Source organism: Sulfitobacter sp. R86518, assembly GCF_042466275.1.
Lineage (GTDB): Bacteria > Pseudomonadota > Alphaproteobacteria > Rhodobacterales > Rhodobacteraceae > Sulfitobacter > Sulfitobacter pontiacus.
This window is the reverse complement of the sequence record NZ_JAXHCA010000005.1, coordinates 623,586-649,703: the sequence shown is the minus strand read 5'-3', so window position 1 is coordinate 649,703 and position 26,118 is coordinate 623,586. Positions and strand designations below refer to the sequence as shown.

The 26,118-nt window shown below is 55.5% G+C and carries 22 protein-coding genes and 1 pseudogene; 19 read left to right on the top strand and 4 right to left on the bottom strand.

The window, feature by feature from the left end; translation table 11 throughout:
- The gene (locus SJY36_RS03975) at nucleotides 1–2,319 is read left to right on the top strand and encodes an SGNH/GDSL hydrolase family protein (RefSeq protein WP_386173121.1); all 2,319 of its coding nucleotides are present in this window, start codon (nucleotides 1–3) and stop codon (nucleotides 2,317–2,319) included.
- Nucleotides 2,320–2,554: 235 nt separating this feature from the next.
- The gene (locus tag SJY36_RS03970) at nucleotides 2,555–3,328 is read left to right on the top strand and encodes a serine protease (protein WP_386173119.1); all 774 of its coding nucleotides are present in this window, start codon (nucleotides 2,555–2,557) and stop codon (nucleotides 3,326–3,328) included.
- A 398-nt stretch (nucleotides 3,329–3,726) separates the two neighbouring features.
- On the opposite strand, the pseudogene SJY36_RS03965 reads toward SJY36_RS03970, so the two are convergent.
- Together SJY36_RS03965 and SJY36_RS03960 are read right to left on the bottom strand one after the other, a co-directional pair.
- Nucleotides 3,727–4,814: pseudogene (locus SJY36_RS03965) on the bottom strand (IS3 family transposase).
- A 201-nt stretch (nucleotides 4,815–5,015) separates the two neighbouring features.
- A complete protein-coding gene (locus SJY36_RS03960; protein WP_386173117.1) occupies nucleotides 5,016–5,681 on the bottom strand; it encodes a GntR family transcriptional regulator in 666 nt (221 codons plus the stop codon).
- A 215-nt stretch (nucleotides 5,682–5,896) separates the two neighbouring features.
- Between SJY36_RS03960 and SJY36_RS03955 the strand changes: the two genes are divergently transcribed.
- From SJY36_RS03955 to SJY36_RS03895, 13 genes are all read left to right on the top strand, one after another.
- Nucleotides 5,897–7,501, top strand: coding sequence for an ABC transporter substrate-binding protein (locus SJY36_RS03955; protein WP_386173115.1), 1,605 nt, complete (start codon nucleotides 5,897–5,899; stop codon nucleotides 7,499–7,501).
- Complete coding sequence (locus SJY36_RS03950) at nucleotides 7,501–8,451, top strand: ABC transporter permease (RefSeq protein WP_386173113.1); 951 nt, start codon at nucleotides 7,501–7,503, stop codon at nucleotides 8,449–8,451. The genes SJY36_RS03955 and SJY36_RS03950 overlap by 1 nt, the downstream gene beginning before the upstream one ends.
- Entirely contained in the window at nucleotides 8,448–9,347 is a 900-nt protein-coding gene (locus SJY36_RS03945; protein ID WP_278425142.1) for an ABC transporter permease, read from the top strand. Before SJY36_RS03950 ends, SJY36_RS03945 begins: the two co-directional genes overlap by 4 nt.
- A complete protein-coding gene (locus SJY36_RS03940) occupies nucleotides 9,344–10,318 on the top strand; it encodes an ABC transporter ATP-binding protein (protein WP_386173111.1) in 975 nt (324 codons plus the stop codon). Before SJY36_RS03945 ends, SJY36_RS03940 begins: the two co-directional genes overlap by 4 nt.
- Complete coding sequence (locus SJY36_RS03935) at nucleotides 10,315–11,328, top strand: ABC transporter ATP-binding protein (protein WP_278425140.1); 1,014 nt, start codon at nucleotides 10,315–10,317, stop codon at nucleotides 11,326–11,328. The genes SJY36_RS03940 and SJY36_RS03935 overlap by 4 nt, the downstream gene beginning before the upstream one ends.
- A gap of 71 nt (nucleotides 11,329–11,399) precedes the next feature.
- Nucleotides 11,400–12,989 (top strand): gamma-glutamyltransferase, encoded by a 1,590-nt coding sequence (gene ggt / locus SJY36_RS03930; protein WP_386173108.1) that lies wholly within the window; start codon nucleotides 11,400–11,402, stop codon nucleotides 12,987–12,989.
- A gap of 175 nt (nucleotides 12,990–13,164) precedes the next feature.
- The gene (locus SJY36_RS03925) at nucleotides 13,165–13,878 is read left to right on the top strand and encodes a TetR/AcrR family transcriptional regulator (protein ID WP_254655151.1); all 714 of its coding nucleotides are present in this window, start codon (nucleotides 13,165–13,167) and stop codon (nucleotides 13,876–13,878) included.
- 200 nt (nucleotides 13,879–14,078) lie between these two features.
- Nucleotides 14,079–14,930 (top strand): ABC transporter ATP-binding protein, encoded by an 852-nt coding sequence (locus SJY36_RS03920; RefSeq protein ID WP_386176438.1) that lies wholly within the window; start codon nucleotides 14,079–14,081, stop codon nucleotides 14,928–14,930.
- A gap of 10 nt (nucleotides 14,931–14,940) precedes the next feature.
- The gene (locus SJY36_RS03915) at nucleotides 14,941–15,714 is read left to right on the top strand and encodes an ABC transporter permease (RefSeq protein WP_386173106.1); all 774 of its coding nucleotides are present in this window, start codon (nucleotides 14,941–14,943) and stop codon (nucleotides 15,712–15,714) included.
- 36 nt (nucleotides 15,715–15,750) lie between these two features.
- Nucleotides 15,751–16,776 (top strand): ABC transporter substrate-binding protein, encoded by a 1,026-nt coding sequence (locus SJY36_RS03910; protein WP_386173104.1) that lies wholly within the window; start codon nucleotides 15,751–15,753, stop codon nucleotides 16,774–16,776.
- 86 nt (nucleotides 16,777–16,862) lie between these two features.
- Nucleotides 16,863–18,335 (top strand): amidohydrolase family protein, encoded by a 1,473-nt coding sequence (locus SJY36_RS03905; RefSeq protein ID WP_386173102.1) that lies wholly within the window; start codon nucleotides 16,863–16,865, stop codon nucleotides 18,333–18,335.
- 16 nt (nucleotides 18,336–18,351) lie between these two features.
- Nucleotides 18,352–18,777: a nuclear transport factor 2 family protein gene (locus tag SJY36_RS03900; protein ID WP_386173100.1), complete on the top strand. Its 426-nt coding sequence runs from the start codon at nucleotides 18,352–18,354 to the stop codon at nucleotides 18,775–18,777.
- A gap of 3 nt (nucleotides 18,778–18,780) precedes the next feature.
- Nucleotides 18,781–19,665, top strand: a complete 885-nt coding sequence (locus tag SJY36_RS03895; RefSeq protein WP_386173098.1) for a polysaccharide deacetylase family protein — start codon at nucleotides 18,781–18,783, stop codon at nucleotides 19,663–19,665.
- 658 nt (nucleotides 19,666–20,323) lie between these two features.
- On the opposite strand, the gene SJY36_RS03890 is transcribed toward SJY36_RS03895, so the two are convergent.
- Both SJY36_RS03890 and SJY36_RS03885 read right to left on the bottom strand, forming a co-directional pair.
- The gene (locus SJY36_RS03890; RefSeq protein WP_009826291.1) at nucleotides 20,324–20,572 is read right to left on the bottom strand and encodes a DUF6552 family protein; all 249 of its coding nucleotides are present in this window, start codon (nucleotides 20,570–20,572) and stop codon (nucleotides 20,324–20,326) included.
- Nucleotides 20,562–21,266, bottom strand: coding sequence for an SDR family oxidoreductase (locus SJY36_RS03885; protein WP_386173096.1), 705 nt, complete (start codon nucleotides 21,264–21,266; stop codon nucleotides 20,562–20,564). Before SJY36_RS03885 ends, SJY36_RS03890 begins: the two co-directional genes overlap by 11 nt.
- Nucleotides 21,267–21,383: 117 nt before the next feature.
- Between SJY36_RS03885 and SJY36_RS03880 the strand changes: the two genes are divergently transcribed.
- The 4 genes from SJY36_RS03880 to SJY36_RS03865 are packed head-to-tail and all read left to right on the top strand — an operon-like array spanning nucleotide 21,384 to nucleotide 26,065.
- On the top strand, nucleotides 21,384–22,325 hold the full coding sequence (locus tag SJY36_RS03880) for a LysR substrate-binding domain-containing protein (protein ID WP_386176436.1): 942 nt from the start codon (nucleotides 21,384–21,386) through the stop codon (nucleotides 22,323–22,325).
- 55 nt (nucleotides 22,326–22,380) lie between these two features.
- Nucleotides 22,381–22,887, top strand: coding sequence for a 2Fe-2S iron-sulfur cluster-binding protein (locus SJY36_RS03875; RefSeq protein WP_005852029.1), 507 nt, complete (start codon nucleotides 22,381–22,383; stop codon nucleotides 22,885–22,887).
- Complete coding sequence (locus SJY36_RS03870; protein WP_386173094.1) at nucleotides 22,884–23,858, top strand: FAD binding domain-containing protein; 975 nt, start codon at nucleotides 22,884–22,886, stop codon at nucleotides 23,856–23,858. The genes SJY36_RS03875 and SJY36_RS03870 overlap by 4 nt, the downstream gene beginning before the upstream one ends.
- Complete coding sequence (locus tag SJY36_RS03865; RefSeq protein ID WP_386173092.1) at nucleotides 23,855–26,065, top strand: xanthine dehydrogenase family protein molybdopterin-binding subunit; 2,211 nt, start codon at nucleotides 23,855–23,857, stop codon at nucleotides 26,063–26,065. Before SJY36_RS03870 ends, SJY36_RS03865 begins: the two co-directional genes overlap by 4 nt.
- The last annotated feature ends 53 nt before the right edge of the window (nucleotides 26,066–26,118 follow it).

The following is a 26,118-nucleotide window of genomic DNA, read 5'->3' as shown; positions in this document are numbered from 1 at the left end:
ATGGCAGAGAACGGCGTAAACACGACCAACTTGCTCAATGCACCGGTGCTTGATGAAGTGCTTGGCAATCGAAACAAATCAACGGTTTCTGCAACTGTCGAAGCGCTCTCACAGCAGATGCTCGGGTCTGGACCACTGGCTCAGGCCATCAGTTTAGCAAAGGAACAAACGGCTTTGGACCGTCTGGCGACCGGGGCGGACGTGATCCAAACAGGAATTGATAGGGCCGCTGCAGAAGCCGCGAAGGATGCAACGACGTTGATCGCCGCGGTGAAGGGGGCGTATTTCGATGCGACAATTGACGCCGCCAAAGCGGAGGGCGTTGCGGCCCTTGCTGTCGGCGACACATTTGCTGCATCCGCGTCGGACGTTGACTATGTAGGGCTTTACCTCATTGAGACAGGGCCAGTTGCTACTCAGATCAGTCACATCCCGACGGCAGACGCATTAGACAGCGTCCTCGCGGCGGCGACAGCAACGCCGGTTGAGGTAAATTACTTTATCGGGAACCCGGCGAACAAGGCAGCAATCGTTGAGAACGGGTATATTGCTAAGGCGGACGGCACTGAGGCGGCCAGCACTGGATGGCGGCGCACGGGCTTTATTCCGGTAAAGCCAACGGACTTCATCCGTACAGACGCTTCACCGCTCGCAAATGCCACCAGCGCGGGGTGCAATCTTGCATTTTACGACGCTGCAAAGGTCTATTTGGGGTTTGCCAATGTTGTCTCGTTCGAACAGGTCGTTTTGATCGCTGAAACCTATCCGACGGCCCAATTTATCCGTGCTGCCGGTCCAACGACAGAAGTGTTTACGCTCTTTGTTGAAAGTCAGGTTGTCTACGGTGCCATCGAGGGGCTGGCGGAAGTTTTGGCGAAAGTCACCAGCATCGATTACTTTCAAGATGGCGTCGAGGAAGGCTATATTCACAAGGATACAGGCGTCTTGACGGTATCGTCAAACTGGCGAACGACTGGCCTAATTCCCGTGATCCAAGGGCAGAAGTTCACTTACACTGGCGTTGGTTCCGCGGCCCTGGTCGCGTCAGTTTCAAAATTCGACATCGACGGAAACTACCTTGGTGCCTTGGCGGCGTCGGCTCTGATCACCGATGCCACGTATACCATCTTCGACAGTGATGTTGCTTTCATCCGGGCCTCTGCGGCGACCACAGGCGACTATAGCTTGTTTGGGTCGATCTTCGCCAAACCGGCAGATGTGTCTTCCTTCTCACCTAGCGAGGCTTATGCCTTGAAGGACGAGGCCATTTATCTGAATGCGCGAGGGATTGTCGCTGATCGCGCATATGATTTGGCATGGAATATTTCAGAAGCAAATGAGCGAATTTGCAAGGTTTTGCCGACAACCACGGCTGATATTCCGGTCAAGCTTGAGGTTATCGGACCTGACAATCGAAAACAGACAGCGGCACAATTCCTTATCAAAGTCGCTGACACACCTTTGAACCCGTCAGCGGCGCGCAACGTCATCTGTTTTGGTGACAGTCTAACAGAAGGCGTCTCGCAAGCGGGGATCGAGGGCGCTTATGTCAATGAGCTGTCGCGCCGACTTAATGGGACCGGAACGGCGTTGTTGAGCGGTGCCCAGTCTCCAGCCGCCCTTGACTTGTCGAACATGATCTTTCGCGGAACGCGCGGGGATCAGGCTGTCTTGCATGAAGGTCGCGGCGGCTGGGATGCAAATCGTTATCTGAACAGCGCCGGAGTCGGTGGGGTTACCAATGCCTTCTGGAACCCCGCCGCGAACGGTGGCACAGGTGGTTTTGATCTTGCATACTATCTGGCTGAGAGTGGCTCTGATCTTACAGGCGATCCGACAAACGGGGTGAACGCGACAGGTTCTAACCTGACTATGATCATCTTGCTTGGCTGGAACGATGTCTATGGCGACGGTGCGGAGCAATCAGCAATCGACTTGTCCGATCTGATCGACGCAATCCATGCGACACATCCGGATACAGATATTATCGTTTTGGGTCTGAACCCTGCGCCGCAGACCAACTTCAAATCCTTCACCGGGGATCGGTTTGTGTCGGAACGGCAAGTGTTCGAGACCGTCGTGAAGCAGTTTGGTCAGGCATATAAGGATGTGTGTGCGTCAAAAACGAACACTGAGTTTTTACAGATCAGCCATGTTTTCGATGCCGAGACGGCTTATTCGACTACCTCTAGGGCAGTTTCGGCGCGATCGGCAAATACGCTGACGGGTGTTTCGGATTACGTCCATCCAGCAGCTGTTGGCTATGCCTATATAGCGGACGCCGTGTTCTATTACTTGATCCACACTTACTGCCAATAGAGTAAAACCGACATCGGGGGACGAACCCTTGCCGATTGATCTCCCACCAGACTAGCCTCGGTGCTGCTTTTGAAGATCAAATGAAGATTGAAGTGACAGTGACGGATCAGATAGGATTGGTTCAGATCTCTGATATCTAGGGATATCCGGTAGCGCTGCTGGTCTTTCTCGTTAAGTTTTCATCTATTATTTGCTGTATGGGAACCTGAGCCGCTTCATTTTGCAGGAGAGTATTTTGAACCCTTGGACGCAAGTGCCAGTTTATCTAGAGTTCTTTTTCAATGAGACCTTGCTCAGTAGAGGTACTGGATTTTTTTGGGAGGGAACTACGGGCACATTCTTGGTAACTAACAGGCACAACTTTACGGGTCGCGACAACGAGACAGGCAAAGCTCTGCATACTAATCTAGGAATACCAAATAAGGTGGCCGTTTTATGTGGGAGAGCCGACAAAACAGTTTTTACTTTGTTATTTGATATCTGGACTAGTGATGATCGACCAACGTGGTGGGTTCATCGAGACAAGGATAGGCGGATCGATGTGGCGCTATTTCCTGTTCGTATGCCATCTGATGTGGTGATTAACGCTGCGAACCATCTGCCGCTCACAGATTTTCAGTTGGGAGTGACCGACGAAGCATTTATATTGGGATTCCCTCTTAAATTACAGATTTTGCCTGTTACGATATGGAAACGTGGGACACTTGCTGCGGAGCCAAGAGTTACAGAGGAGGGTTTGCTCGACTACTATCTCTTAGATGCGAGCACCCAGACCGGTATGTCAGGCTCTCCGGTGATCGCCCGATGCTCTGAAGTGATCCCGATAAGCGGAGTACCCGGTCGACAGATAAACTTTAATAGTGGGCGATCTAACATAGCGACTAGATTTCTGGGTGTGTATTCTGGTCGCCTACGTAACGAAAAAAATGAAGATACTCTTATTGGCAGAGTCTGGCGGTCCGAATTTATCAGTGAAATCGATCAAGATGGAGTGATTGACGAAGCTTAACCCGCTGTGTCATCGAAGTTATCCGCCACTCTACTTCTCTTCTATTCTTCAAGTGGGCGGTATAGAACGATGATTTGGAGTGTTCACTGGACCGAACGGTTGTGCAGCCTTGATCTTCTGCGTCATGTGTCTGTCGGAAATTAGCTGAGATCACACCCTGTCAGAAGATGCTGCCGATCCGTGGAAATCGGATCTAGGGCTAAGATGATGAACTTTCAGGAACCCCGCCAGTCATGCCGTCGTTCCGGGAGCGTCGGACTGCTACAAGCTAGAAGTTGCCCAGCGTCAAATAGTATTAGAGGAAAGTTGCTGACAAATAAGCTTCGTTTTTCTGCCAACATTTTCTTCGCGCTACATCAGGTAATCCCCCCATTTTTAATGGGGTCCAGCCGTAGGATTTACGCAGCCGTTTTCAGTTTCATGGCGGGTGTCATGCCGCCGATGCCCATGTTGGGTCGCTCGTTGTTGTAAGCCCAGAGCCATTCGGTTGCCTGGTCCTGTGCCTCCTCGATGGTTTCAAAGATGTATTGCCCCAGCCATTCGCGACGAACGGTGCGGTTGTAGCGCTCGATGTAAGCGTTCTGCTGTGGCTTGCCGGGTTGGATGTATTCCAGCCGAACGTTGCGTTTCTCGGCCCACTCCATTAGCTTTCCACTGACATATTCGGGTCCGTTGTCGACGCGAATTGCCTGAGGTTGACCGCGCCATTCAATGATCTGGTTCAAACTGCGCACGACCCGCTCTGCAGGCAGCGAGAAGTCCACTTCTATGCACAACCCCTCGCGATTGAAGTCGTCCAGCACGTTCAATGTCCGGGTCGACCTGCCATCCGCGAGTTGGTCCGCCATGAAATCCATCGACCAGGTCTCATCGGGCCTATCAGGCACCGCCAACGGTTCAGGCTTATCGCGCTTCAGCCGTTTCTTGGGTTTGATCCGCAGGTTCAGCGCAAGCTCGCAGTAAATCCGGTAGACGCGTTTGTGGTTCCAGCTATAGCCCTGCACATTGCGCAGATACAGAAAGCACAGACCAAAGCCCCAGGTGCGCTTGTTCGTGGTAAGACGCTCCAGTCAATCGGCGATCTCCTCATTCTCGTCGTTCAGCGTGGGGCTGTATTGATAGCAGGTCTCGCTGATCTGGAACGTGCGGCAAGCCAGCGCCACGCTGACCCCATGCACCGCGACCACCTTCATGGCCATCTCTCGTCGTTGAGACGGCCTTAGCGCTTTTTTCCAAGCGCTTCCTTCAGCAGGTCGTTTTGCATGCTCATCTCGGCATACATGCGCTTCAGACGACGGTTTTCCTCGGCCATATCCTTCATCTCAGACATCAAAGACGCATCCATGCCCCCAAACTTAGCGCGCCACTTGTAGAAACTGGCGCTGCTCATTCCGTGTTCGCGGCACAGCTCAGAAACCGGCACACCGCCCTCCGCCTGCTTCAACACTGCCATAATTTGCGCGTCGCTAAATCGCCCGTTCTTCATCGTAAATCTCCTCAGATATCTTGCCGAGAAAATTCTACTTTTGAACACCGCTAATTTTAGGGGGGATTACCGCTCCTAAGACACATAAAACTGCCGTCATCAGCTTATTCACTATCTTAGCAGGTGACGGCTGACTGATGTTATTCAACGAAGCGCAAAGCTACTCAACTATAAAGAATTGCGCGCCGGACAAACTTGGCTCTACGCGTTCGGTTTAACCGGTAACTCCATCTTGCGGCGCGCAAGGATGTCGGACGACACAAGATATGATGACGCGACGTGACTGCAAACCAGTCTGCGCGTCATTTCTACATCTAAGTTAAGTATCGCGTCAGCGATCTGACGATGCTCGCTTCGAGAAGACGCCAGTCGCGTACTGTCTTCTCGGAAATTGGCAGCTCGCCATGCAAAGGTTCGCATGCTGAGCTCGTCCAAGGTAGAGGCGAGTGTTGAGTTCCGAGCACCCGACTTTATAGCCTCGTGAAATTGCCTGTTGATATCGCTGTATGCGGTCGGGTCGTCGCAGGCATCGCCACTGTCAACAATCAACATAAGATGACGGCGCTCGATTTCACTCATACGTTTGGCTGCGAGAGCGGCAAGAGCGCTCTCTATCTCTCCAGTGGCTTCGAATAGTTCAGAAAGGTCTTCGGGTGCCATCTCGCGTACAAAGTAGGCGCGCCGGGACCCACGCTCGGCGAGGCCTGCTTGGGCCAGCCGATGCAAGGCTTCCCTTACCGGAGTACGCGATACACCGAATTTTTCGGCCAGTGACTTTTCGACAAGTGGTTCGCCCGCGGCCAATTCGCCGACCATGATAGTCTCTATCAGGCTTTCAAAGATGCAATCTGCTGCACGAATAATCATCAGCCATCCAATCCCGTCGTTTTGTGCTCTTTTAGCTTCCATTTGTATACATGTGCTTGCAAGCTTTAATTACATGATGCCGAACAACCCGGAGAGTTCGGTAGCAGAATGCCTCAAAACCGACGCGAGGCCGGCGAACTGGGACAAACCCAGCGCAAATACTTGTCGGTCAAAACGATCAAGGGAGGAGACAATGCCAACAGGGAAAACAAAATATGAAACCGATCGATCACAAAAAAGTTCTTGCCGAACGTCTGTCCGCACGTTTCGGACGTAGAACAGTACTTAAGGGCCTTGGCGCAGGCATGCTAACAGCTGCAACCGCCGGCGCACCGTCTCTTGTACGTGCACAACAAAGCGGTCACATCAAAATCGCGTCCATCAAGGTCATTGATACCTTGGATCCCCACTTCACTGGGTTTCTGTCGTCCATTCAGATCATCAATAATATCCACAACGGTCTTCTCAAAATCGCCTATGATGGCAAGAACGTCACGTTCGAACCCGACTTGGCAGAGAGCTGGGACATCGAGGATGACAAAGTTCACGTCTTCAAGCTGCGTGACGGCGTCAAGTTCCACGATGGGACACCCTGTGATGCCGAAGCCGTCAAATTCTCGCTACTGCGTGTCAAAGAAGGGGAACCCAAGTCTCCACACGCGTGGAAATTAGCTCTGCTGGACAATATTGAGGTCGTCGACCCGCTGACCGTGAAGCTAACATTCTCGCAACCATACGCTTTTTTGCCCGTAGCGCTGAACGGTTCGACCGGACGTGCGGGCACGATCGTTAGCCCTGCCGCAGTGCAGAAGTATGGTGCCGACTATGGGCGGAATCCTGTTGGAACAGGCCCGTTCAAGTTTGTTTCCTGGAAAGAAAACGACGCAATCGAACTGGAAGCAAACCCCGATTATTTCGAACCGGGATTGCCAAAGCTTGAGCGTGCGACATTTGTTCTGATGAACGAGGCCTCGACTGCGCTTGCGGCGTTAATGTCCGGCCAAATCGACGGCATGACCGATTGCCCGATGCAGCTTGTCGATCAGGTCGAAGCTTTTCCGAATGCGAACCTGTACGGAGAGATCGAGGGTAACTACACCTTTGTCGGGATGAACTGCAAACGCGGTCCATTTGACGACGTTAACCTGCGTCGCGCTGTTGCTTGGGCTCTGGATCGAGATACCCTCGTGAAACAGGCGTACTTTGGTCGTGCGCAGAAAGCGTATACCCCTATTTCGCCTCCGATGACCGACTTCTTTGATCCTGACATTGCGTCCAGCGGCCGCGGTCAGTGGTATGATCTGGAAAAGGCCAAGTCCTTCCGCGCCAAGGCGGCTAACCAAGGTGAGGTGGAAGCCGTCTATATGATGGCAGAACGCGGTCCTGTTGGGACACGAGTGGCTCAAACTGTCGCCCCGATGCTGGCCGAAATCGGCATTAAAGCAAAGCTGGAACTTGTGGAGTTTGCAACTTGGGTGAAGCGCCGCAACGCCTCCGATTTTGACCTCTATGACTTTGAATGGGTTGCTGATCTTGACCCCGATGAAACGCTTTATCCCGAATTTAAATCGGACGGGGCATGGAACTTTGGCGGTTGGGTGAACACCGACTTTGACGACCTTTGCGCACAAGCTCAGGTCGAGTTGGATCCAGCAGCACGACGCGCTTTGTACAACAAGGCAGAAGACTTGCTGATGGACGAAGCCGGCATCGCTGTCATGGCCCACATGCCGATTTACAAAGTCTTCTCTACCAAAGTTAAGGGGTTCCAATATATCCCAGCTGACCTTGTGAACCTACACACTGTGAGTATTGGCTAATGCTCGTTAAGGCACTGGGGAAAATCGCGCAGACATTCGTTGTCCTATTCGTCGTGTCGGTCGCCAGCTTCGGACTTTTGAAGCTGGCACCGGGCGATCCAATTCAGATCATGCTCGGGTCAGAGTTCTCTCAAGCGAGCTACGATTCACTAAGAGCCGAACTGGGGTTGGATCAACCATTCCTTGTCCAATACGCGAATTGGGCGATCCAGTTTGTGCAGGGCGATTGGGGAACATCCTATGTCGCGCGCGCAGAGATTTTCACCTATACCTTTAAGGAGGCGTTGCCTGTCACGCTGACCCTCGCCTCCTTCTCTCTTCTTTTCGCAATTCTTGTTGGTGTTCCTTTAGGCGTATTGTCAGCCATAAAGAAGGACACGATATTTGACGCCGGGTCGGCTGTACTGGCCCTGACAGGCACGGCGTTTCCTTCGTTTCTTCTGGGCATCTTGCTGATCTGGTTCTTCGCGGTGAAGCTCCAACTTTTTCCCGTCATGGGCTACGTCTCCCCGTGGGAGAACTTCTGGCAGGGCATTTACCACATGATCCTGCCTGGTCTTACGCTTTCGACCTATTTCATTGCGATGATTACCCGCCTTACCCGCGCGACACTGATTGAAGTGCTGGAGCAACCTTATATTGCAGCTGCTCGCGCACGCGGTGAACCCAATTGGCGCGTCGTCTGGGTGCATGGTGTACGCAACATCGCCATGCCGCTTGTTACAATTCTTGGTTTGCAACTGGGTGTGCTGCTGCAAGGGACTGTCCTTACAGAAACAGTTTTCAACCTACCTGGCGTTGGCCAAATGCTAACCTCTGCTGTTTTGGGGCGTGAGTACCTCGTCGTTCAGGCCGGCGTTATGATGACGGCAGTTTTGTTCATCGGCGTGAACCTGCTGGTCGATCTGTCTTACCCCTTCCTTGATCCACGACTGAGGACCAGCAAATGAGCGTTCAAATGACCAAGGGCGTCGCCGCGGTTCCGATTGTGGACACCCCTTCACCCGCTGCGAAATCCCGTCGATCTGTTTTCATACGGCGGCCTTTCTTCACCGCAGCTTTGCTTGTTGCAGCGGCTTATGTGCTGGCCGCGATTTTCGCGCCCTATGTCGCCCCGTTCGATCCCGTTAAGCAGGACTTTAACGTCATGATGAAAGCACCCACTGTGGTGCATTGGATGGGCACAGATAGCTACGGCCAAGATATCTTTTCGCGGGTCATATACGGCGCACGATATGCGCTTATTATCGGCATTTTCTCTGTCATGATTGGTGCCGTTGGCGGGCTGATCATTGGGCTCGCCGCAGGTCTTTCGGGTGGATGGGCAGAATGGGGCCTAATGCGGTTGATCGACGCCATCCTTGCATTGCCGTCGCTGATCCTCGCCGTCGCATTCATCGCGATCCTGGGGCAAGGTGTAGACAAGGTCGTCATCGCAGTTGGCCTTTCCATGATAGGGCCCTTTGCGCGAACGGTGCGCAGTGATGTGATGCAGGTACGCGTCCAGCTTTTCATCGAAGCTGCGCAACTGATGTCCATTTCATACCTGCGTGTGATTTTACGTCATGTTTTACCAAATGTAATTTTCCCGCTCGCCGTTCAGGTCACAATACGCGTCTCAGAGGCCATTCTGGTTTCTTCATCCCTTTCGTTTTTGGGCATCGGCGTCACGCCCCCGACACCTGATTGGGGCCTCATGATCGCTGAAGGACGCGATTTTGTCAGCTTTGCACCTTGGATGTCTGCGATGCCAGGTTTTGCTCTGGCTCTTTTGCTGATCGCCCTGTCGATAGTCGGCGACGGAGTGCGCGAAGAATTCGATCCAAAACTACGGAGAGAGTCATGAGCGATATGACCGTGAATCATGTCTTGTCGATCAAGGACCTCACCGTCTTTCGAGGTGCCGCTAAAATCTTGGATCGTGTCACGCTTGCCCTTGGACAGGGAGAGACAATGGCTTTGGTCGGCGAAAGCGGTGCTGGAAAATCGACTATCGCCACTGCGATCATGCGCTTGCTTGAAAATGCGAGGGTCAGCGGAAGCGCTACCTTGATTGGCGAAGGTGACCTTCTCACGCTATCTGAGCGAAAGATGGTGAAGCTTCGCGGCCGACGTTTGTCTATGATCTTCCAAGATGCAGGTACTGCGTTGAACCCGTCATACACAGTCGGACGTCAGCTGAGCACGACCTTGCAACGCATCCACGGGCTGTCGAAGGCTGACGCCCGAGAACAAGCGGTTGCGCTATTTGCCTCTGTTGGCATCAATGATCCCGAAGGTAGAATGTCTGCCTTCCCGCACCAATTATCTGGAGGCATGCAGCAACGGGTCATGGTTGCTATCGCATTGGCAGGTAGTCCGGATTTGCTTTTGGCTGACGAGCCGACTTCGGCTCTGGATGTCACGATTCAAGCACAAATTGTCCGACTGATCCTGCAACTGACCCGTGAACGTGGCGCAAGTTGTGTGTTTGTGCTGCACGATCTGGCCCTTGCCAGTCAGGCTTGTGATAGGATCGCGGTGCTCTATGCGGGACAAGTCGTCGAAAGCGGCCCAGCACGCGATGTACTTGAACGACATCGCCATCCCTACACTAAGCAACTAAAATCCTGTGTGCTCGAAATCGGTACCAGAGACTTACCTGTTCCCGAAGGAACTGTGCCGTCTCACGGGCAAATGCCTAACGGCTGCCGGTTTTGCACGCGCTGTCCACGCGCAGTGACGCGATGCGCGGACGAAGCACCCCCTCTTGTGCCAGCCCAGCAGACCGCGACAGGCTCGCTTGATCACCATATTGCGTGTTGGAACCCCGAATGACTGTGCAAACCTTAGCCGAAACCAATACGACTGTCCCCGAGCAACCCATCTTCGAGCTGATCGAAGTTGAGCAGGTGTTCGAAGTCCCCAAACCAGGGCGCTCCATCTTTAGCCGCGAAACGGTAGGTCTTCGTGCTTTGGATGGGGTTAGGCTTAATATTCGCAAAGGCACGTCCCTTGCAGTCGTCGGAGAAAGCGGTTCGGGTAAGTCTACCCTGCTTCGGGTCCTGCTGGGGCTGGACCGACCAAGCGGGGGGCGTGCGCTTTATAACAGCAAACCCATTCTGGAAGGACGCGCGACTGGTATCGACTTTGCACGCGATGTTGCGATGGTCTATCAAGATGCGCGTGGGTCACTCGACCCTCGTATGACGATTGGCGCGCTGATTGCAGAACCGCTTCGGCACTTCAATATCGTATCGCGCGAAGACGAAGCCTCACGTGTTGCGCAACTGCTTGATAGGGTCGGATTGCCTGCAGACGCTGCTGAGCGCTATCCATCGGGGTTGTCAGGAGGACAGGTGCGACGCGTGGCTATCGCACGCGCATTGGCATCGGAGCCTACAGTGCTGGTTGCAGACGAAGCTGTTTCAGGGCTCGACGTGTCGACGCAAGCACAGCTATTAATTCTACTGCAGTCGTTACAGCGAGACATGGGCCTGACGCTCATCTTCATTACGCACGACCTTGGAGTCGCGAGCTTCCTTTGCGAAGAAATCGCGATCATGTATCTTGGCCGTATCGTCGAAACTGGCCCGACCGACGCTGTTCTTAATGCGCCATCTCATCCCTACTCTGCGGCTCTTCGTGCCGCTGCACCCAAATTTTTTGAGCCGCTTTCAGAACCATTGCCCGGGGAGATCCCAAGCCCTCTCAACTTGCCAGAAGGGTGCCGTTTTTCGACACGTTGCCCAAGCGCGCAGAACGATTGCCGACTGAAGGATCCGCAGTTGGGAAAGCTCAGCACTCAACGCGCAGTCGCGTGTCTGCATCCACTGGTCTCAAAATAGTCGTTCCTCTTCAGCTAACACAAGATCATCGCGAGCCCATGGCAAGTGGTGCTAACTACAGGAAACCCGAAATGTTTGACTTCTTCTCTGCTCGCCGCCCCAGTACGCTCGCGTCTTCAGCGATGATCGCAACCTCTCATCCGTTATCAACCTCAGCCGGCCATGAGATCCTGACCAAAGGGGGCAATGCAGTAGATGCGGCGATTGCGGCAGTGGCTGTGCAGTGTGTCGTCGACCCTTTGATGACGGGTATAGGTGGAGACTGCTTTGCGCTTTATGCGCCAATAGGCGGTAAGGTGAAGGCCCTGAATGGGTCGGGACGCGCGCCAGCTGCTGCAACGGTCGAAGCTCTAAGAAATGCAGGTCTCACGGATGAGATCCCCCAAACAAGTCCACATTCGGTCACGATCCCAGGTGCCATTTCGGGGTGGTGCCTATTACACAAGGATCATGGCTCTTTGCCAATGGACCAGTTATTCGCACGCGCGATAAAATACGCCGAAAACGGCTACCCTGTAACACCGCGCGTCGCGATGGATTGGGCTGCGAACGCAGATTTAGTTGCAGGCGACGAACACGCAGCAAAGCTGTTTCTGCCCGACGGTAAAGCGCCGAAAGCGGGCGACATGCACGCACAACCCTTGCTCGCCCAAAGTCTGCGGATCATAGCAAAAAAAGGCGCTGCAGGTTTCTATGAAGGTGACGTTGCAGCGAAAATGGCGGCACATCTGCAATCTCTTGGTGGGCTGCACACCGAAGCGGATTTCCACGAAGGTCGGGATCAAGCGCACTGGGTTGAACCGATTTCATCGCGTTACGGAGATCATGACGTCTTTGAATGTCCACCGAACGGCCAAGGCTTGGCGGCCCTTCTCATTTTACGCATCCTGTCGCGCTTTGACATGGGTAAGGGACTTTCCGACGCTGACCGCATCCATCTTCACGCTGAGGCAACTAAGCTGGGATACCATCACCGCGATGCTTTGATCGCAGATCCTGCAGACTGCCCAGATGTTGTCGAAACACTCTTGTCTGACGAGATCGTAGACGCACTGGCCGCGCGGATCGACATGCGTCGCGCTATGCCCCCTACGCTTTGGAATGAGCCAGAGCATAAAGATACGATCTATCTCAGCGTCGTTGACGCACAGGGAAATGCGCTGTCTTTCATCAATTCAATCTTCCACGGTTTTGGCTCGACGCGCTTAGATCCAACCACAGGTGTTCTTTTTCACTCTCGGGGTGCGTCGTTCCGGCTTAATGAAGGCCATCCCAATGCCATTGCGCCACGCAAACGCCCCATGCACACGATCATCCCTGGCATGCTTTGCAAAGATGGTGTCGCCGTGATGCCCTTCGGCGTCATGGGCGGGCACTATCAAGCGGCTGGCCACGCTGCCTTTCTGTCTGGCGTGCTGGACTTGGGAATGGACATACAAGAAGCAATGGATGCACCGCGCAGCTTTGCCCATGATGGTGTGCTGGATATTGAACCGAGTGTTGCCTTGGAGGTGCGCGAAGATTTGACGGCGCGCGGGCACGTGCTGGCCTTGCAAGAATCCCCGATAGGTGGGAGCCAGGCAATCTATATCGACCCAGATACAGGCTTGCTGACAGGTGGTAGTGACTCAAGAAAAGACGGAATGGCTTTGGGATTTTAATAATTTCTTGCGATCTACGGGGGTTCAGCATGCAAAAATATCGGCAGCTTGCGGTATCTGAACCCCAAATTATCTCTTCAATTTACCGCCTCTCATTGGGCTCACCGTCAGCTTAAGGGACTTTCACGCCAGCTTTACCATCCGGTTTCGAACCGATTAGATGGCCTGAGAAGATGTGGTAGATAAGAACAACGGTCGATACGGGGAAATTATGGCGGCAAAATGTGGTGGTAGTCCTAACGCCCCAACAAAATCCCCTAAATTCAGAAGTCGCGATGCGACGCGGACACAAGCCGAAATATTGGCTGTCGCTATAGACGAATTTGCCGAACACGGTTTCCACGGCGCACGGATTGATCGCATCACAAAGGCTGCCAAGTGCAACTCGCGTATGATCTACCATTATTTCGGTGGGAAAGAGCAGCTTTATATCGCGGCTCTTGAAGACATTTTTCAACAGATCCGAGACCAAGAAGCGCAGCTAAATTTTAGCGTAGGGGATCCTGTGACGAAGTTGAAAGAATTGGTAGAATTCACCTTCGACTACTTTAAAAATAACGCCGATTTCCGCAAAATGACGCGCAATGAAAACGCCTTGAACGGGATGTACATCGCGCGTTCAGCGGTGATGCGTGACATGTCGGAGCCTCTCATCGTAGCAATTCGGAATCTCGTAGAGCGTGGATATTCAAGCGGAGTGTTCAGTCGAAAGCCTGATCCCGCCCAGCTTTATCTTAGTATTGTCGCCCTTTCAGCCCACCACCTGAACAACGCTGCCACGCTTGGCATTGTTGTTGGTCAGAACCTGCACGACGATGCGTGGCAAGAAGAGCGTCGGCAACACGCAAAGGACGTCATTCTGAGCTACCTTGGCATCCAGAATCATTAGCGCTGTTGTCCTGTAAAAACGGCGCGTGGCGTTAATCAAACGAGAGTGAAACCTAAATTCCCCCATTAAGGGAACATTGAGTGCTGTCTTTTCGCGCCAGCGACCAAAACCGCGCCTCTTTCTTGAGCGGAGTAATTTAATTCTAAAATTTTTTACTTAATTTTATTTATAGGCTCATGGCTCTGCAGTTTGATGACTGCATGAACATATTAAATCATCATGAACAAAGCACCGGCACCCCCCTTCAAGCAGGGTCGGTGCCATATCGCTACGCAGTGGAACTACAGACGGCGTCTGTTGTTTTCGGCAAGGGAGATGCTGCTGTTACAGCACTGTCACCGACCTCTCTGAAAATGGATGCAGGTGATTTCGTGGCGCTTGTCGGCCCGTCTGGTTGCGGCAAGTCTACTATCCTACGCTTGGTCAGCGATCTGATACAGCCGTCGTCTGGTGTAGTCCTTGTTGGCGGGCGAGAAGCTTCAGCCAAACAACTGCGCATCGGTATGGCGTTCCAGAACCCCACTATGCTGCCGTGGCTAACGATCGAGCAGAACGTGATGCTGCCGCTCAAGATCGTGGCTCCATTCAAGGCGACATTCCACAAGGATCGTAAAGGGGCTTACCGAGACCGCGTACATCGTTTGCTAAAACAGGTCGGCCTTCAGGATTTTGCTAATCACTATCCATGGCAGTTGTCCGGCGGAATGTTGCAACGATCAAACCTCTGTCGCGCCCTCATCCACGAACCCGATCTGTTGCTGCTTGATGAACCCTTCGGAGCGCTGGACCAGTTCACGCGCGAAGAACTTTGGCAAATCCTTCAAGACTTGTATCTGGACCGCAAACCGACGGTGTTACTGGTCACACATGATCTTCGCGAAGCCGGCTTTCTGGCAAAACGTATCTGCGTGATGAGTGCACGACCCGGCAGGGTCATATCAGACGAACCCGTCAACATCCCGCAGCCCCGGGACATTGGCATGATTTACAGCCCCGAATTTGTCGAAATGACCCAAGGCCTGCGCGAGCTGATCGCACAGGTCCGTAAATAGGATAAGTGCTATGACCGAGAAAAATCGCATCAGAATGCTGTCCTTTTCCCTGATCTTCGGCTTCTTTCTGATATGGGAGGTTCTTTGCGTATTGCTGGATGTCTCTGACCTTGTTCTGCCGCGCCCGTCCGAGATCCTCGTGACGCTGTGGATCAAGTTCCCGATTTTGGTGCCCCACATCCTCCAGACGTTGTATTCAACGCTCACCGGTTTTGTTCTTGGTGTCGCGATTGGAACAGCCTTAGGTGTCATGGTGGGTACATCCAAAGTCGCCTACGCCGTCGCTTCGCCACTGCTGGTTGGTTTTTCATCCATTCCTAAGGTCGCAGTAGTCCCGATTTTTGTGCTCTGGTTCGGATCGGGCACGACACCAGCGGTACTAACCGCAATGGTCATTTGCGTCTTCCCGATTGTGGTCAATATCGCCACTGGACTTGCGACAACAGAACCCGACCTTGAAGACGTGCTGAAAACGCTTGGCGCGTCAAAGCGAGAAATTCTGTGGAATGTCGGGCTGCCGCGCACCATGCCCTACTTCTTTGCGGCGCTGAAGGTTGCGATCACGCTGTCCTTTGTTGGTGCCGTACTGTCCGAAACCGTGGCCTCCAACCGCGGGATCGGGAACGTGATGATGACCGCCTCATCGAACTTCCAAGTGTCGCTTGTTTTCGCAGGGCTGATCATTCTCGCTCTGCTTGGTGTGGCCCTCTACTCCCTGTTTTCGCTTCTCGAAAGGCGCGTCACAGGATGGGCAACCCGCGGCAATGACATCGCAATGCCCTAATCAACCCTCCCCTCATCGAAATAAGGAAAGCTGAAAATGAAGAATGTTCTCGTGGGTGCCACCTTCGCGCTAATGGCTGGCGCAGCCCCAGTGTTTGCCGAAATGACCGACATCCGGTTCACCCTGGGCTGGAAAACGCAGGGCTCTGATGCGCCTTTCCTTCTGGCGCTGGACAAGGGTTACTTTGAAGACGAAGGGCTGAATGTGTCCATTGACCAGGGCGAAGGCTCGGCTGCGACCGTGACGCGGATCATGGGTGGTGCCTATGACGCAGGTTTTGGCGACATCAACGCAATCATTCAGAATGCTGCGGCACGCCCGGGTGAGGCACCTGTCATGGTCTATCAACTGTGGAATCGTCCCCCTTTCGCGATTGTGACACCTAAGACGGCAGGCATCGAAAATCCTGAAGATTTCGAAGGCAAGACACTTGGGGGCGCTCAGGGCACGCCGACGACACGGCTCTTCCCTGTTTTCGCCGAAATCAACGGCATTGACCTTGATAAAGTCGCCCAAGAAAACATGGCACCTAACCTGCAGGAACCGATGATGATCCGCGGGGATATCGATGGCGCGTTCGTGTTCACTTCGACAAGCTGGTTCAACCTGATTGCAAACCGCCAAGACCCGGCAAATGACTACAACTGGTTCAACTTCGAAGACTACGGCATGGATCTGTATTCCAACGGCATGATGGTGTCGCGTGAACTTCTGGCCGAAAACCCCGAAGCCGTTGCAGGGCTGGTGCGCGCGGTGAACAAAGCTACGATGGAGGTGTCCGCCAATCAAGACAGTTCGGTCGAGGCGATCATGGCATATGACAATCTGGTGGATGCCGACCTGGAACGCGCGCGGTTGGAATTTGCGCTGACTAATCTGATGAACGCCCCTGAAGTCACGGACATCGGCATGGGTGATCTTGTAGACGAGCGTCTGACCCGCTCGATCGAGATCGTCGCGAAGGGCTATGATCTGGAGCGTCTGCCTGAAGCTTCAGAGATTTTTGACCGGTCCTTCCTTCCTTCGGTTGATGAGCGCCGCTTTGAGACAACGATTAACTAACGCTTCGCCTCACTGCGGCAGGTGATCGCCTGCCGCAGTGAGGTATCCTGAAAATTTCTCCCACCAACTTGTTCGCGGAACTCTATATGTCCAAGCATCGGTTATTGCTCAGTGGTGGGCTCGTTCTTGTTAAGAATGAAACCTTCGAGCGCGTTTCGATCCTTGTGACGGATGGCATAATTACGGCCCTACTCGCAGACGGCGACGGCCCGGAAGATGCGAAGCGCATTGATGTCAGCGACCGCCTTATTATTCCCGGTCTCGTGAACGGCCACACCCACTCACACGGTGCGCTTGGGCGTGGTGGCGTCGCTGGTGACATGACGCTTGAACCGTTCCTTGCGGGATCAGCTTGGCTGAATGCGTCACGAAGTACCGATGATCTGCGCCTCGCAGCAGAACTTTCGGCAGCTGAGTTGATCCGCAAAGGCTGCACAAGTTGCTTTGACCTGTTCATAGAACTACCAGGCCCGACAGTTGAAGGTATCCATGCGGTTGCCGAGGCGTATCAAGGTGCAGGCTTACGCGCAGTCGTTGCCCCTATGATCGCAGACAAGACCATCTATCAGGCCTTGCCCGGGCTGCTGGAGCAATTTGACCAGCCCCTGCGTGACATCGTTGTCGCCTTGTCGATGCCGGACTGGCAAGACATTATCGCAGTATGCAGTGAGGCTTTCGCGACTTGGCCCATACCAGATGGACGTGTCCGACCCGGGATAGGACCAACGATCCCGCTGCACTGTTCAGATGCTTTTCTTACCTCGTGCGCAGACGTTGCCGCACAGCATGAAATACCGCTGCAAACCCATTTGGCTGAAACGCGACTGCAACAGGTCATCGCACATCAGAAATATGGCACCAGCCTTACCGCACGTCTGGATCATCTACAGGTGCTAAGCCCGCGATTCAGCGGCGCGCATGGTGTGTGGCTATCGCAATCAGAGGCCGACCTCCTTGCGGCCCACGACGCCTGTATCTGCCACAACCCCCTTAGTAACCTTCGGCTTGGTTCTGGTATTGCACCCGTAAGAATACTTATGGACAGCGGTGTGTCTCTGGGGGTCGGAACGGATGCTTCAAATACCAGTGACGGCCAATGTATGTTCGAAGCCATGCGTCTTGCGGCGACGCTAAGTCGGTCACAGACAAGCAACAGCGAAGAATGGATATCCACCCGTGATGCTTTTGCCATGGCAACGACAGGCAGCGCGCGGATTATGGGGCTCAAGAATGTTGGTATGATCGCCGAAGGATGGGCCGCGGACATGCTGTTCTTGGATGCGGGCTATTGCCACTATACGCCACTGCGTACCCCGCTCGACCAGATTGTGTTTGCAGAAAACGGTGCTGGCTTGCGCGAAGTGATGATTGCGGGTGAGTATGTATTCGCCAATGACCGCGTGCTGACCCTCGACGAGCCAAGCCTTGCTAAACGCGCCGCGGATGCCGCTACACGGCTGAATGAGACAAACGCTCAAACACGTTTAATGAACGCAGCAGCATCCGCTGTCGTGCAAAGCTTCTGCCGCGCGACCTGCGCGCACCCCTACCCCAATTAAGATGAAAGTTACCGCCATGACCCAGCAAACAGACCCTGTAGCCGTAGCAAAAGCAATTGTAGAAAGCTATCTTGAACGGTCGATGGTGCCAGATCCTGAAGGGGCCGCAGCCTATGTCAGTGACGATTTCAAATTGGTGTTTACCGGGGGACGCATCTTCGCCAGCCCCGCAGAGAGCGCCGCCTTCAACGCAAAACGATATGACTGGGTCAAGAAGAAATTCTTACGCACCGATGCCGCGCTCGACGAGGCGACAGGGGACGTTCATGTCTACAACACCGGCTATCTTTACGGGGCGTGGAAGGACGGGACCACATTCGAAACGAACCGGTATTTGGATAAGTTCGTTGTTCGCCACGGCAAGGTTGTCAGCACCGACGTCTGGAACGACAGTGCCGAAATAATATTGCACAAGGCTGGCTTAGCGGAAGCGGAACTCTGAATTATGCTCCCTCATCATGGTAGATACGACTACTCTCCAATCTCTAAACGCGCCGACTACAGCTGGCCTGAAGGCAAACGGCTTGCAGTCTACATAGGACTCAATCTCGAACATTTTTCCTTTGGCTCTGGACTTGGTGCCGAACTGGCACCTGGGGGCCCGCAACCAGATGTCCTAAACTACGCTTGGCGCGACTATGGCAACCGCGTTGGTGCATGGCGGCTGTTAGAGTTGTTTGATGCATTAGGGCTGCCTGCCAGTGTGCTCGCCAACAGTGAAATGTATGAATACGCACCAGACCTCATGGCCTCTTTCAGCGCGCGCGGTGACGAGATCGTTGGACACGGGCGAACGAATTCCGAACGTCAAAGCGACCTGACGACGGAGAGGGAAGCCGAGCTGATCTCCGAAGCTACGAAAGTCCTCCACGATGCCGAAGGTAAACAGCCAATGGGCTGGCTATCTCCATGGATCTCGGAAAGCTTGAATACGCCAGATCTACTTTCAGAGACCGGGTACAAATACACGCTAAACTGGTGCATGGACGATCAACCTGTTTGGATGGAAACACGCCACGGTCGTCTCTTGTCGATCCCCTATCCGCAAGAGGTCAACGACATTCCCTCTATAGTCGCACGCAAGGATAGTGCGGCCGAATTCGCGAATATGATCATCGATAACTTCGACGAAATGCTTGAACAGTCTTCGCGGCAACCACTTGTCATGGGCATCGCTTTGCATCCCTATTTGGTCGGACAGCCCTATAGGCTTAGACACTTACGCCGGGCACTGTCTCATATCGCTTCGTACCAAGACCAGATATGGCTGACGACAAGCGGTGCTATTTCAGACTACTGTTATGATGCGATATCTGACTTGGTTCCCTGAGCGATACGGCAAGCCCACTTTAGCGTATCGTGTTTGGCAGAATTGCGTTTCCCATGAGAACCGCTACCCGAGATTGTTAAACTTTTTCCCCCTGAGAGGATTGGTTTCGCTAACGCTGACCTCGAGCGTTCAGCCGTCACCGCATATCTAACACCCCGTCTACAACGAGAGTGATAGCGGATGACGGCCAACATGCTTGACTGTGACACACATTCGACTCAAACCTATTCTCACAACAACAATCCAGACAAACCGCAAAATGTTATCAAGATACTGATATTATGGCAGAAAATCCTACCATCCCAGCCACTTCACTTTAGATGAATAGCATAAGCACCCGGCCCATCCGGTGGCGGTATTATTGCCCCCGTTTCCGCCCCAGCGTGATCGATACTCAAGCAGGTTAATCTTGGTTCTCGACCGGAGACAGAGATGATGAGAGCTGCCGGGGATAGGCATTGGTCGCGATAAGGCACGCGAGAGAGATCAGGGGCACCCGCCCCCCTCGAGGTCCCTGCCGTGCCCAGCCACCCAAGGTGGCCGAGCGGCAGCATAAAGAACCCTTGGGGTGGGTTCTGAAGTCTGTGTAGCAGGCATGTCCCAAACGGCTTCACATACTCAGGTGGCGATGCGGCCAGCAGGGGCGATGCCAAACGCGCTATTGGCTGGCCATGCCAACCATCATCGACCCCAGTGCGACAAGGTGGATCAGCATGATCGCCCTGTCATTCCACAGGGTGCCTACGATGAACCAACCGATGACGCCGACGATGAACAGATAGAGGTTCCACGGCGTCCAGCCGAATCCCGTTGCGGCGTAGCCGAGGATCTGCACGATCGATGCGGCCCATTTGATCCAGAACGCAAGTCGGGTGCTGCTGCGCAAGGCAATCAGATCAGACGGCACGGGTCAGCCCTCCGTCGATGCGCCAGTTCTGACCGGTGACATAGCCGCCTTGGTCGGACGCCAACCACCCGATGAGGGAGGAGACCTCTGCCTCGGTGCCATACCGGCCCATGGGGATGCGCGCGCGGCGGTCGTCTGTTTCGGGCAGGCTGTCGATGAACCCCGGCAAGACGTTGTTCATGCGGATGTTCTTGCCTGCGTATTGATCGGCGTAAAGCTTGGCGAACCCTGCAAGCCCCGCGCGGAAAATGCCCGATGTGGGGAACAGAGGGTCGGGCTCGAACGCCGCGAAGGTAGAGATGTTGATGATCGCGCCGCCGCCCTGTGCTGCCATGATCGGGGTCACCAGTCGCGTGGGGCGGATCACGTTCATCAGGTACACGTCCATGCCCTGATGCCAGTCGTCATCCGTCATCTCCAAGATGTCGCCCTTGGGTCCGTGACCGGCCGAGTTCACCAGCACATCCACGCGCCCCCATCGTTCCATAGCGCCATCGACCAATTGCGCCAGATCATCAACCGACTGGTTGGTGCCGGTGACACCGAAGCCGCCAAGCTCTTTGGCCAGTGCTTCGCCTTTGCCAGAGGACGACAGGATCGCGACCTTGAACCCATCGGCGGCAAGCTTTTTGGCAGCCCCTGCCCCCATGCCGCTACCGCCCGCTGTGATTAACGCTACTTTTTCTACACTCATGACGTTTGCCTCCTTTATGTGTTAAACAGCGCTATCGCGTCTGCTTCAACGCAGGTAAGCCCTTTGCAACGCTTCGACCAGCCAGACATACTGCTGCATGACGATAGGATTTCTACTGTGCCGACCTCGAACGACCTCCCCCCTCTGAACGGGCTGCGCGCCTTTGCAGCTGCGGGCCACCATCTTACCTTTCGCGCCGCAGCTGATGAATTGGGCGTGACCCAAGGTGCCGTGGCCCAACAGGTGCGCGGGCTAGAAGACCATCTGAACCTGCGTCTCTTCCTCAGAGAGCCGCGCGGGTTGGCCTTTACCGAAGAAGGTCGCGCCTATCACATCGCGATTGCCCGCGCCTTCGACCAAATGGCCGATGCAACAGATGCGCTGCGCACCGCGCCGTCCCACGTCACGATCAGTGTCACCCCCACCTTTGCGTCGAAATGGCTGATCCCGCGACTGGCAGCCTTTACCCAAGCTCACCCCGGCATCGATCTGCGCATCACCGCGACCGAAAGAGTGTCCAGCTTTCACGCGGATGGAATCGACCTTGCCGTGCGGCAGGGCAATCCGCCGTTCGGGGCGAGCCTGCGCGCTGATCTGTTGTTCGAGCAGCAGATCGTCGCCGTCTGCGCCCCCCATTTGGCAGAAGCGCTGAACACGCCGATGGACGCGGCAGGTATCGCAGAGGCGACACTGCTGCATGACACGCACGATCTTTGGCCGCAGTTCATCAAAACGGTCTTTGGGCGCGATGTCCCGACGGCGCGCGGTCTGCGGTTCAACCAGACGACGCTTAGCCTTGATGCGGCGCTTGCTGGCCAGGGGATCGCCCTTGCCAACCGGTTTCTTGTCCAGCGTGATCTGCGTGCGAAACGGCTGGTGCAACCGATCGAAGGCGCATTGAGCGGTGGTAGCGGGTTTTACCTTTTGTCCCCACGGCAAGGCTCCCCAAGCGGTGCCGCCCATGTCCGCGACTGGCTACTGGGCCGCGCCCGCGACGACGTGGCAGAGGCCGCCCTAACGCCAAACGACGAAAGCAACCTTCCCATAGCGGAACCCTGACCCGCTGGCGGGGGTTCTTCTTCATAGATGTCACAAGACAAAGGGCCCCCTCCTCATGAAGACGACACTGACCGTTAACGGCGAAGACCATAGTCTTGACGCCGACACCCGCACGTCGCTGCTGGATGCGCTGCGCAATCACCTGAACCTCACCGGCACCAAAAAGGGCTGCGACCACGGCCAATGCGGCGCCTGCACCGTCATGGTCAACGGCCGCCGCATCAATTCCTGCCTGACGCTCGCCTGTATGCACGACGGCGACGAGATCACCACGATCGAGGGTCTGGGCGACGAACGCAACCTGTCCGACATGCAGCAGAACTTTGTCAAACACGACGGTTTCCAGTGCGGCTATTGCACACCGGGTCAGATCTGCTCAGCCACCGCCATGCTCGAAGAGTTCAAAGCCGGCTGGCCCTCTAACGTATCCGGCAGTCTGACAGCCTCGCCCGAGCTGACCGACGACGAGATATCAGAGCGGATGTCCGGCAATATCTGTCGCTGCGCCGCCTATCCCAACATTGTCGATGCGATCCGCGAAACGGCGAAGGGGCAGTCATGAAACAGTTCGATTACATCCGCGCCGGTGCCAATAGCGATGTCACCGGCACCCCAGATGCCACGATCATCGCCGGGGGCACCAATCTACTGGACCTTATGAAGCTGGAGGTGATGACCCCGGACCGGCTGGTCGACATCTCGCGATTGGACCTCAAACAAATCACCCCAACCCGCGACGGCGGGCTGCGCATCGGTGCTTTGGTCACCAATTCTGATCTGGCGGCGGATATGACGGTACGGTCGGATTATGCCGCACTCTCCTCCGCCCTGCTGGCGGGCGCGTCCGGCCAGTTGCGCAACAAGGCGACCACGGGTGGCAACCTGCTGCAACGTACCCGCTGCTACTATTTCTACGACACCGATCAGCCCTGTAACAAACGCGACCCCGGCTCCGGCTGTAGTGCGATGGAGGGGGCGAACCGTCTGCACGCGATCCTTGGTGTGACCGACGAATGTATCGCCAGCCACCCCAGCGATATGGCGGTGGCCATGCAGATGTTAGGGGCCGAGGTCGAGATCGAGACCACCGATGGTGTGACCCGCACTGTGCCGCTGTCCGACTTCTATCTGATCCCCACCGACCCCGCCGTCGAAACCGTCTTGCAACCCGGCGAGTTGATCACCGCCGTGATCCTCCCCGCCCCCGCCGAGGGTCGCCAGACCTACCGCAAGGTACGCGACCGCGCGTCCTACGCCTTTGCGATGGTATCGGTCGCGGCGCGGATCAAGGTGACGGATGGCAAGATCACCCAAGCCGCGATTGCCTGCGGCGGTATCGGTTCAATGCCTTGGCGCGATCCGGCGGTCGAGGACGCGTTGATCGGGCAAGAACCCGCGCGTGAGGTGTTTGGCAAAGCTGCCGATATTCTGGTCGCGGAGGCCGCACCGAAAGAAGGCAACGCATTCAAGGTGCCGCTGGCACGGCGCACGCTCATCGCCACACTCAAGGAACTCACGGGGGTACAGCAATGACCGACGGTAGCAATATTTCGACCGCCGAACTGACGATGGATGAACCCGATGACCGCAACCGGCTGGATGCCACGGTTCAGGGGTTGATCCACACTGGCATGGACCGCCCTGACGGCCCGCTGAAAGTATCAGGCCGCGCCACCTATGCGCATGAGGATCAGCCCGCGGGCATGATGACCGGCGTCTTGGTGCGTGCCACTGTCGCGGGCGGTCAGGTCACCGGCCTGAACGCCGAGGCGATCCGCAAGCTGGATGGGGTGCGCGGTGTGTTCCACGGTAAGACCTTCCTGCGTAATCCCGCACAAGGCACCGCGAACGAAGCACCGGTGCAGCCGGACGGCAAGATCTCCTATGTCGGTCAGCCCGTGGGTTTGGTCGTCGCCGATACGTTCGAGCAGGCCCGCCATGCGGCCCATATGGTCGAGCTTCAGATCACGCCCGACGATGCGGTCACCGACCTGGAAACGGCAGAGATCGAGACACCGAAGGAAAAACAATCCTCCCAAGGTGATCTGGACGCCGCCCTATCGCAAGCCGCCTACACCGTGGACGAAACCTATAGCACCGGCGGGCATAGCTCGTCGGCAATGGAACCCCACGCCGCGATCGCGCAATGGGACGGCGACAAGCTGACCCTGCGCGGGTCGTACCAGATGCTCAAATACAATGTGAACGAACTGGCCGACGCTCTTGGGATCGACCCAGAGAATGTGCATCTTCTGGCCCCGTTCGTGGGGGGTGGCTTCGGTTCCAAACTGGGGATCAGCCACGAGGCCGTGGCCGCGGCGCTTGCCGCGCGCGAGCTGGGGGCACCGGTGGCTGTCGTATTGACGCGCCAGCAGGTGCTAGAGGCGACAATGCGTCGGTCCGAGACCGTGCAGCACATCAAGCTCGCCGCGGATGCCGACGGGCGCATGACCGGTATCGGCCACGATTCCACCGTGTCGCAACTGATGGACGAAAGCTTTGCAGAGCCGGTAGCCCAGGCCACGCCATTCCTGTACCGCGGAGAGAACCGCGAGATCGGGATGCACATCAAGCGGATCAACCGCATGTGTGCAGGCTCCGTCCGCGCGCCGGGGGAAGCGGTCGGGATCACCGCGCTTGAAATCGCGATGGACGAACTGGCGGTCGCAAGTGGCATCGACCCTGTCGAATTGCGCAAACGCAACATTCCGGATGTCGACCCGTCAGACGGGCGCGCATTCTCGTCCCACAAACTGGCCGAGGCCTTGGATGATGGGGCCAAGACCTTTGGCTGGGACAGCCGCGAGGTTGGCAAGACAGACGGTGAATGGCTGATCGGCTACGGCATGGCTTCTGCCACCCGCGTCAATATGCTGGGCGAAAGCCACGCCCGCGTGACCCTGAACCAGGACGGTAGCCTGCTCGTTGAGACCGATATGACCGACATCGGCACGGGCACCTATGCGATCCTCACCCAGATTGCGGGCGAAATGCTCGGCGTGCCTTCGGACCGTGTGACAGTGCGTTTGGGCGACAGCAGCCTGCCCAAAGCCGCCGGATCCGGTGGCAGCTGGGGGGCCGCATCCTCGGGCGGGTCGGTCTTTGTCGCCTGCGAAGCCCTGCGCAAAAAGATCGCCGAAGCTATGGGCGTAGAGGAACGCGACCTGACCCTGCAAGATGGTGTCGCCACCGCCAACAATCGTCGCGCCGATCTGCCGGAATTCACCAAAGATGGCCCGCTCACGGTCAAGGGCACGATCAAGAAGGGTGACACCCAGACCGACCGTCGCCAAGCCACTTTCGGTGCTTTCTTTGCCGAGGTTGGCGTGAACAGCGTGACCGGCGAGACGCGCGTGCGCCGGATGCACGGCAGCTTCGCCGCCGGTCGCATCCTGAACGCCAAGACAGCGCGCTCGCAATGTCTGGGCGGCATGACCTTTGGCATCGGCATGGCGCTGACCGAAGAACTGATGTTCGACAAACGCGACGGCCATCTGGTGAACAACGATCTGGCTGAATACCACGTGCCGGTAAACCTTGATGTGCCACAGCTGACCGTGAACTTCGTGCAGGAACGTGACCCTTGGGCGAACCCCATGCAGGCCAAAGGCATCGGAGAGCTGGGCATCTGCGGCGCAGGCGCATCCATCATCAATGCGATCTACGACGCCTGCGGTGTGCGGGTGCGTGACCTGCCCGCGACGATGGACAAGATCCTGTCGGGCCTGCCAGAGATGTAACCGGCTGCATCCGCAAACAAAGCATCCGGCGCGGCGAAAGCTTGCGCCGGTTT

What these genes read in the sequence shown, in the direction of transcription:
- SJY36_RS03895 (WP_386173098.1), top strand. Translation starts at nt 18,781, where the DNA reads ATGCTCCCTCATCATGGTAGATACGACTACTCTCCAATCTCTAAACGC.
- SJY36_RS03865 (WP_386173092.1), top strand. Translation starts at nt 23,855, where the DNA reads ATGACCGACGGTAGCAATATTTCGACCGCCGAACTGACGATGGATGAA.
- ggt (WP_386173108.1), top strand. Translation starts at nt 11,400, where the DNA reads ATGTTTGACTTCTTCTCTGCTCGCCGCCCCAGTACGCTCGCGTCTTCA.
- SJY36_RS03910 (WP_386173104.1), top strand. Translation starts at nt 15,751, where the DNA reads ATGAAGAATGTTCTCGTGGGTGCCACCTTCGCGCTAATGGCTGGCGCA.
- SJY36_RS03940 (WP_386173111.1), top strand. Translation starts at nt 9,344, where the DNA reads ATGAGCGATATGACCGTGAATCATGTCTTGTCGATCAAGGACCTCACC.
- SJY36_RS03875 (WP_005852029.1), top strand. Translation starts at nt 22,381, where the DNA reads ATGAAGACGACACTGACCGTTAACGGCGAAGACCATAGTCTTGACGCC.
- SJY36_RS03920 (WP_386176438.1), top strand. Translation starts at nt 14,079, where the DNA reads ATGAACATATTAAATCATCATGAACAAAGCACCGGCACCCCCCTTCAA.
- SJY36_RS03885 (WP_386173096.1), bottom strand. Translation starts at nt 21,266, where the DNA reads ATGAGTGTAGAAAAAGTAGCGTTAATCACAGCGGGCGGTAGCGGCATG.
- SJY36_RS03945 (WP_278425142.1), top strand. Translation starts at nt 8,448, where the DNA reads ATGAGCGTTCAAATGACCAAGGGCGTCGCCGCGGTTCCGATTGTGGAC.
- SJY36_RS03950 (WP_386173113.1), top strand. Translation starts at nt 7,501, where the DNA reads ATGCTCGTTAAGGCACTGGGGAAAATCGCGCAGACATTCGTTGTCCTA.
- SJY36_RS03935 (WP_278425140.1), top strand. Translation starts at nt 10,315, where the DNA reads ATGACTGTGCAAACCTTAGCCGAAACCAATACGACTGTCCCCGAGCAA.
- SJY36_RS03960 (WP_386173117.1), bottom strand. Translation starts at nt 5,681, where the DNA reads ATGATTATTCGTGCAGCAGATTGCATCTTTGAAAGCCTGATAGAGACT.
- SJY36_RS03955 (WP_386173115.1), top strand. Translation starts at nt 5,897, where the DNA reads ATGAAACCGATCGATCACAAAAAAGTTCTTGCCGAACGTCTGTCCGCA.
- SJY36_RS03870 (WP_386173094.1), top strand. Translation starts at nt 22,884, where the DNA reads ATGAAACAGTTCGATTACATCCGCGCCGGTGCCAATAGCGATGTCACC.
- SJY36_RS03900 (WP_386173100.1), top strand. Translation starts at nt 18,352, where the DNA reads ATGACCCAGCAAACAGACCCTGTAGCCGTAGCAAAAGCAATTGTAGAA.
- SJY36_RS03975 (WP_386173121.1), top strand. Translation starts at nt 1, where the DNA reads ATGGCAGAGAACGGCGTAAACACGACCAACTTGCTCAATGCACCGGTG.
- SJY36_RS03905 (WP_386173102.1), top strand. Translation starts at nt 16,863, where the DNA reads ATGTCCAAGCATCGGTTATTGCTCAGTGGTGGGCTCGTTCTTGTTAAG.
- SJY36_RS03915 (WP_386173106.1), top strand. Translation starts at nt 14,941, where the DNA reads ATGACCGAGAAAAATCGCATCAGAATGCTGTCCTTTTCCCTGATCTTC.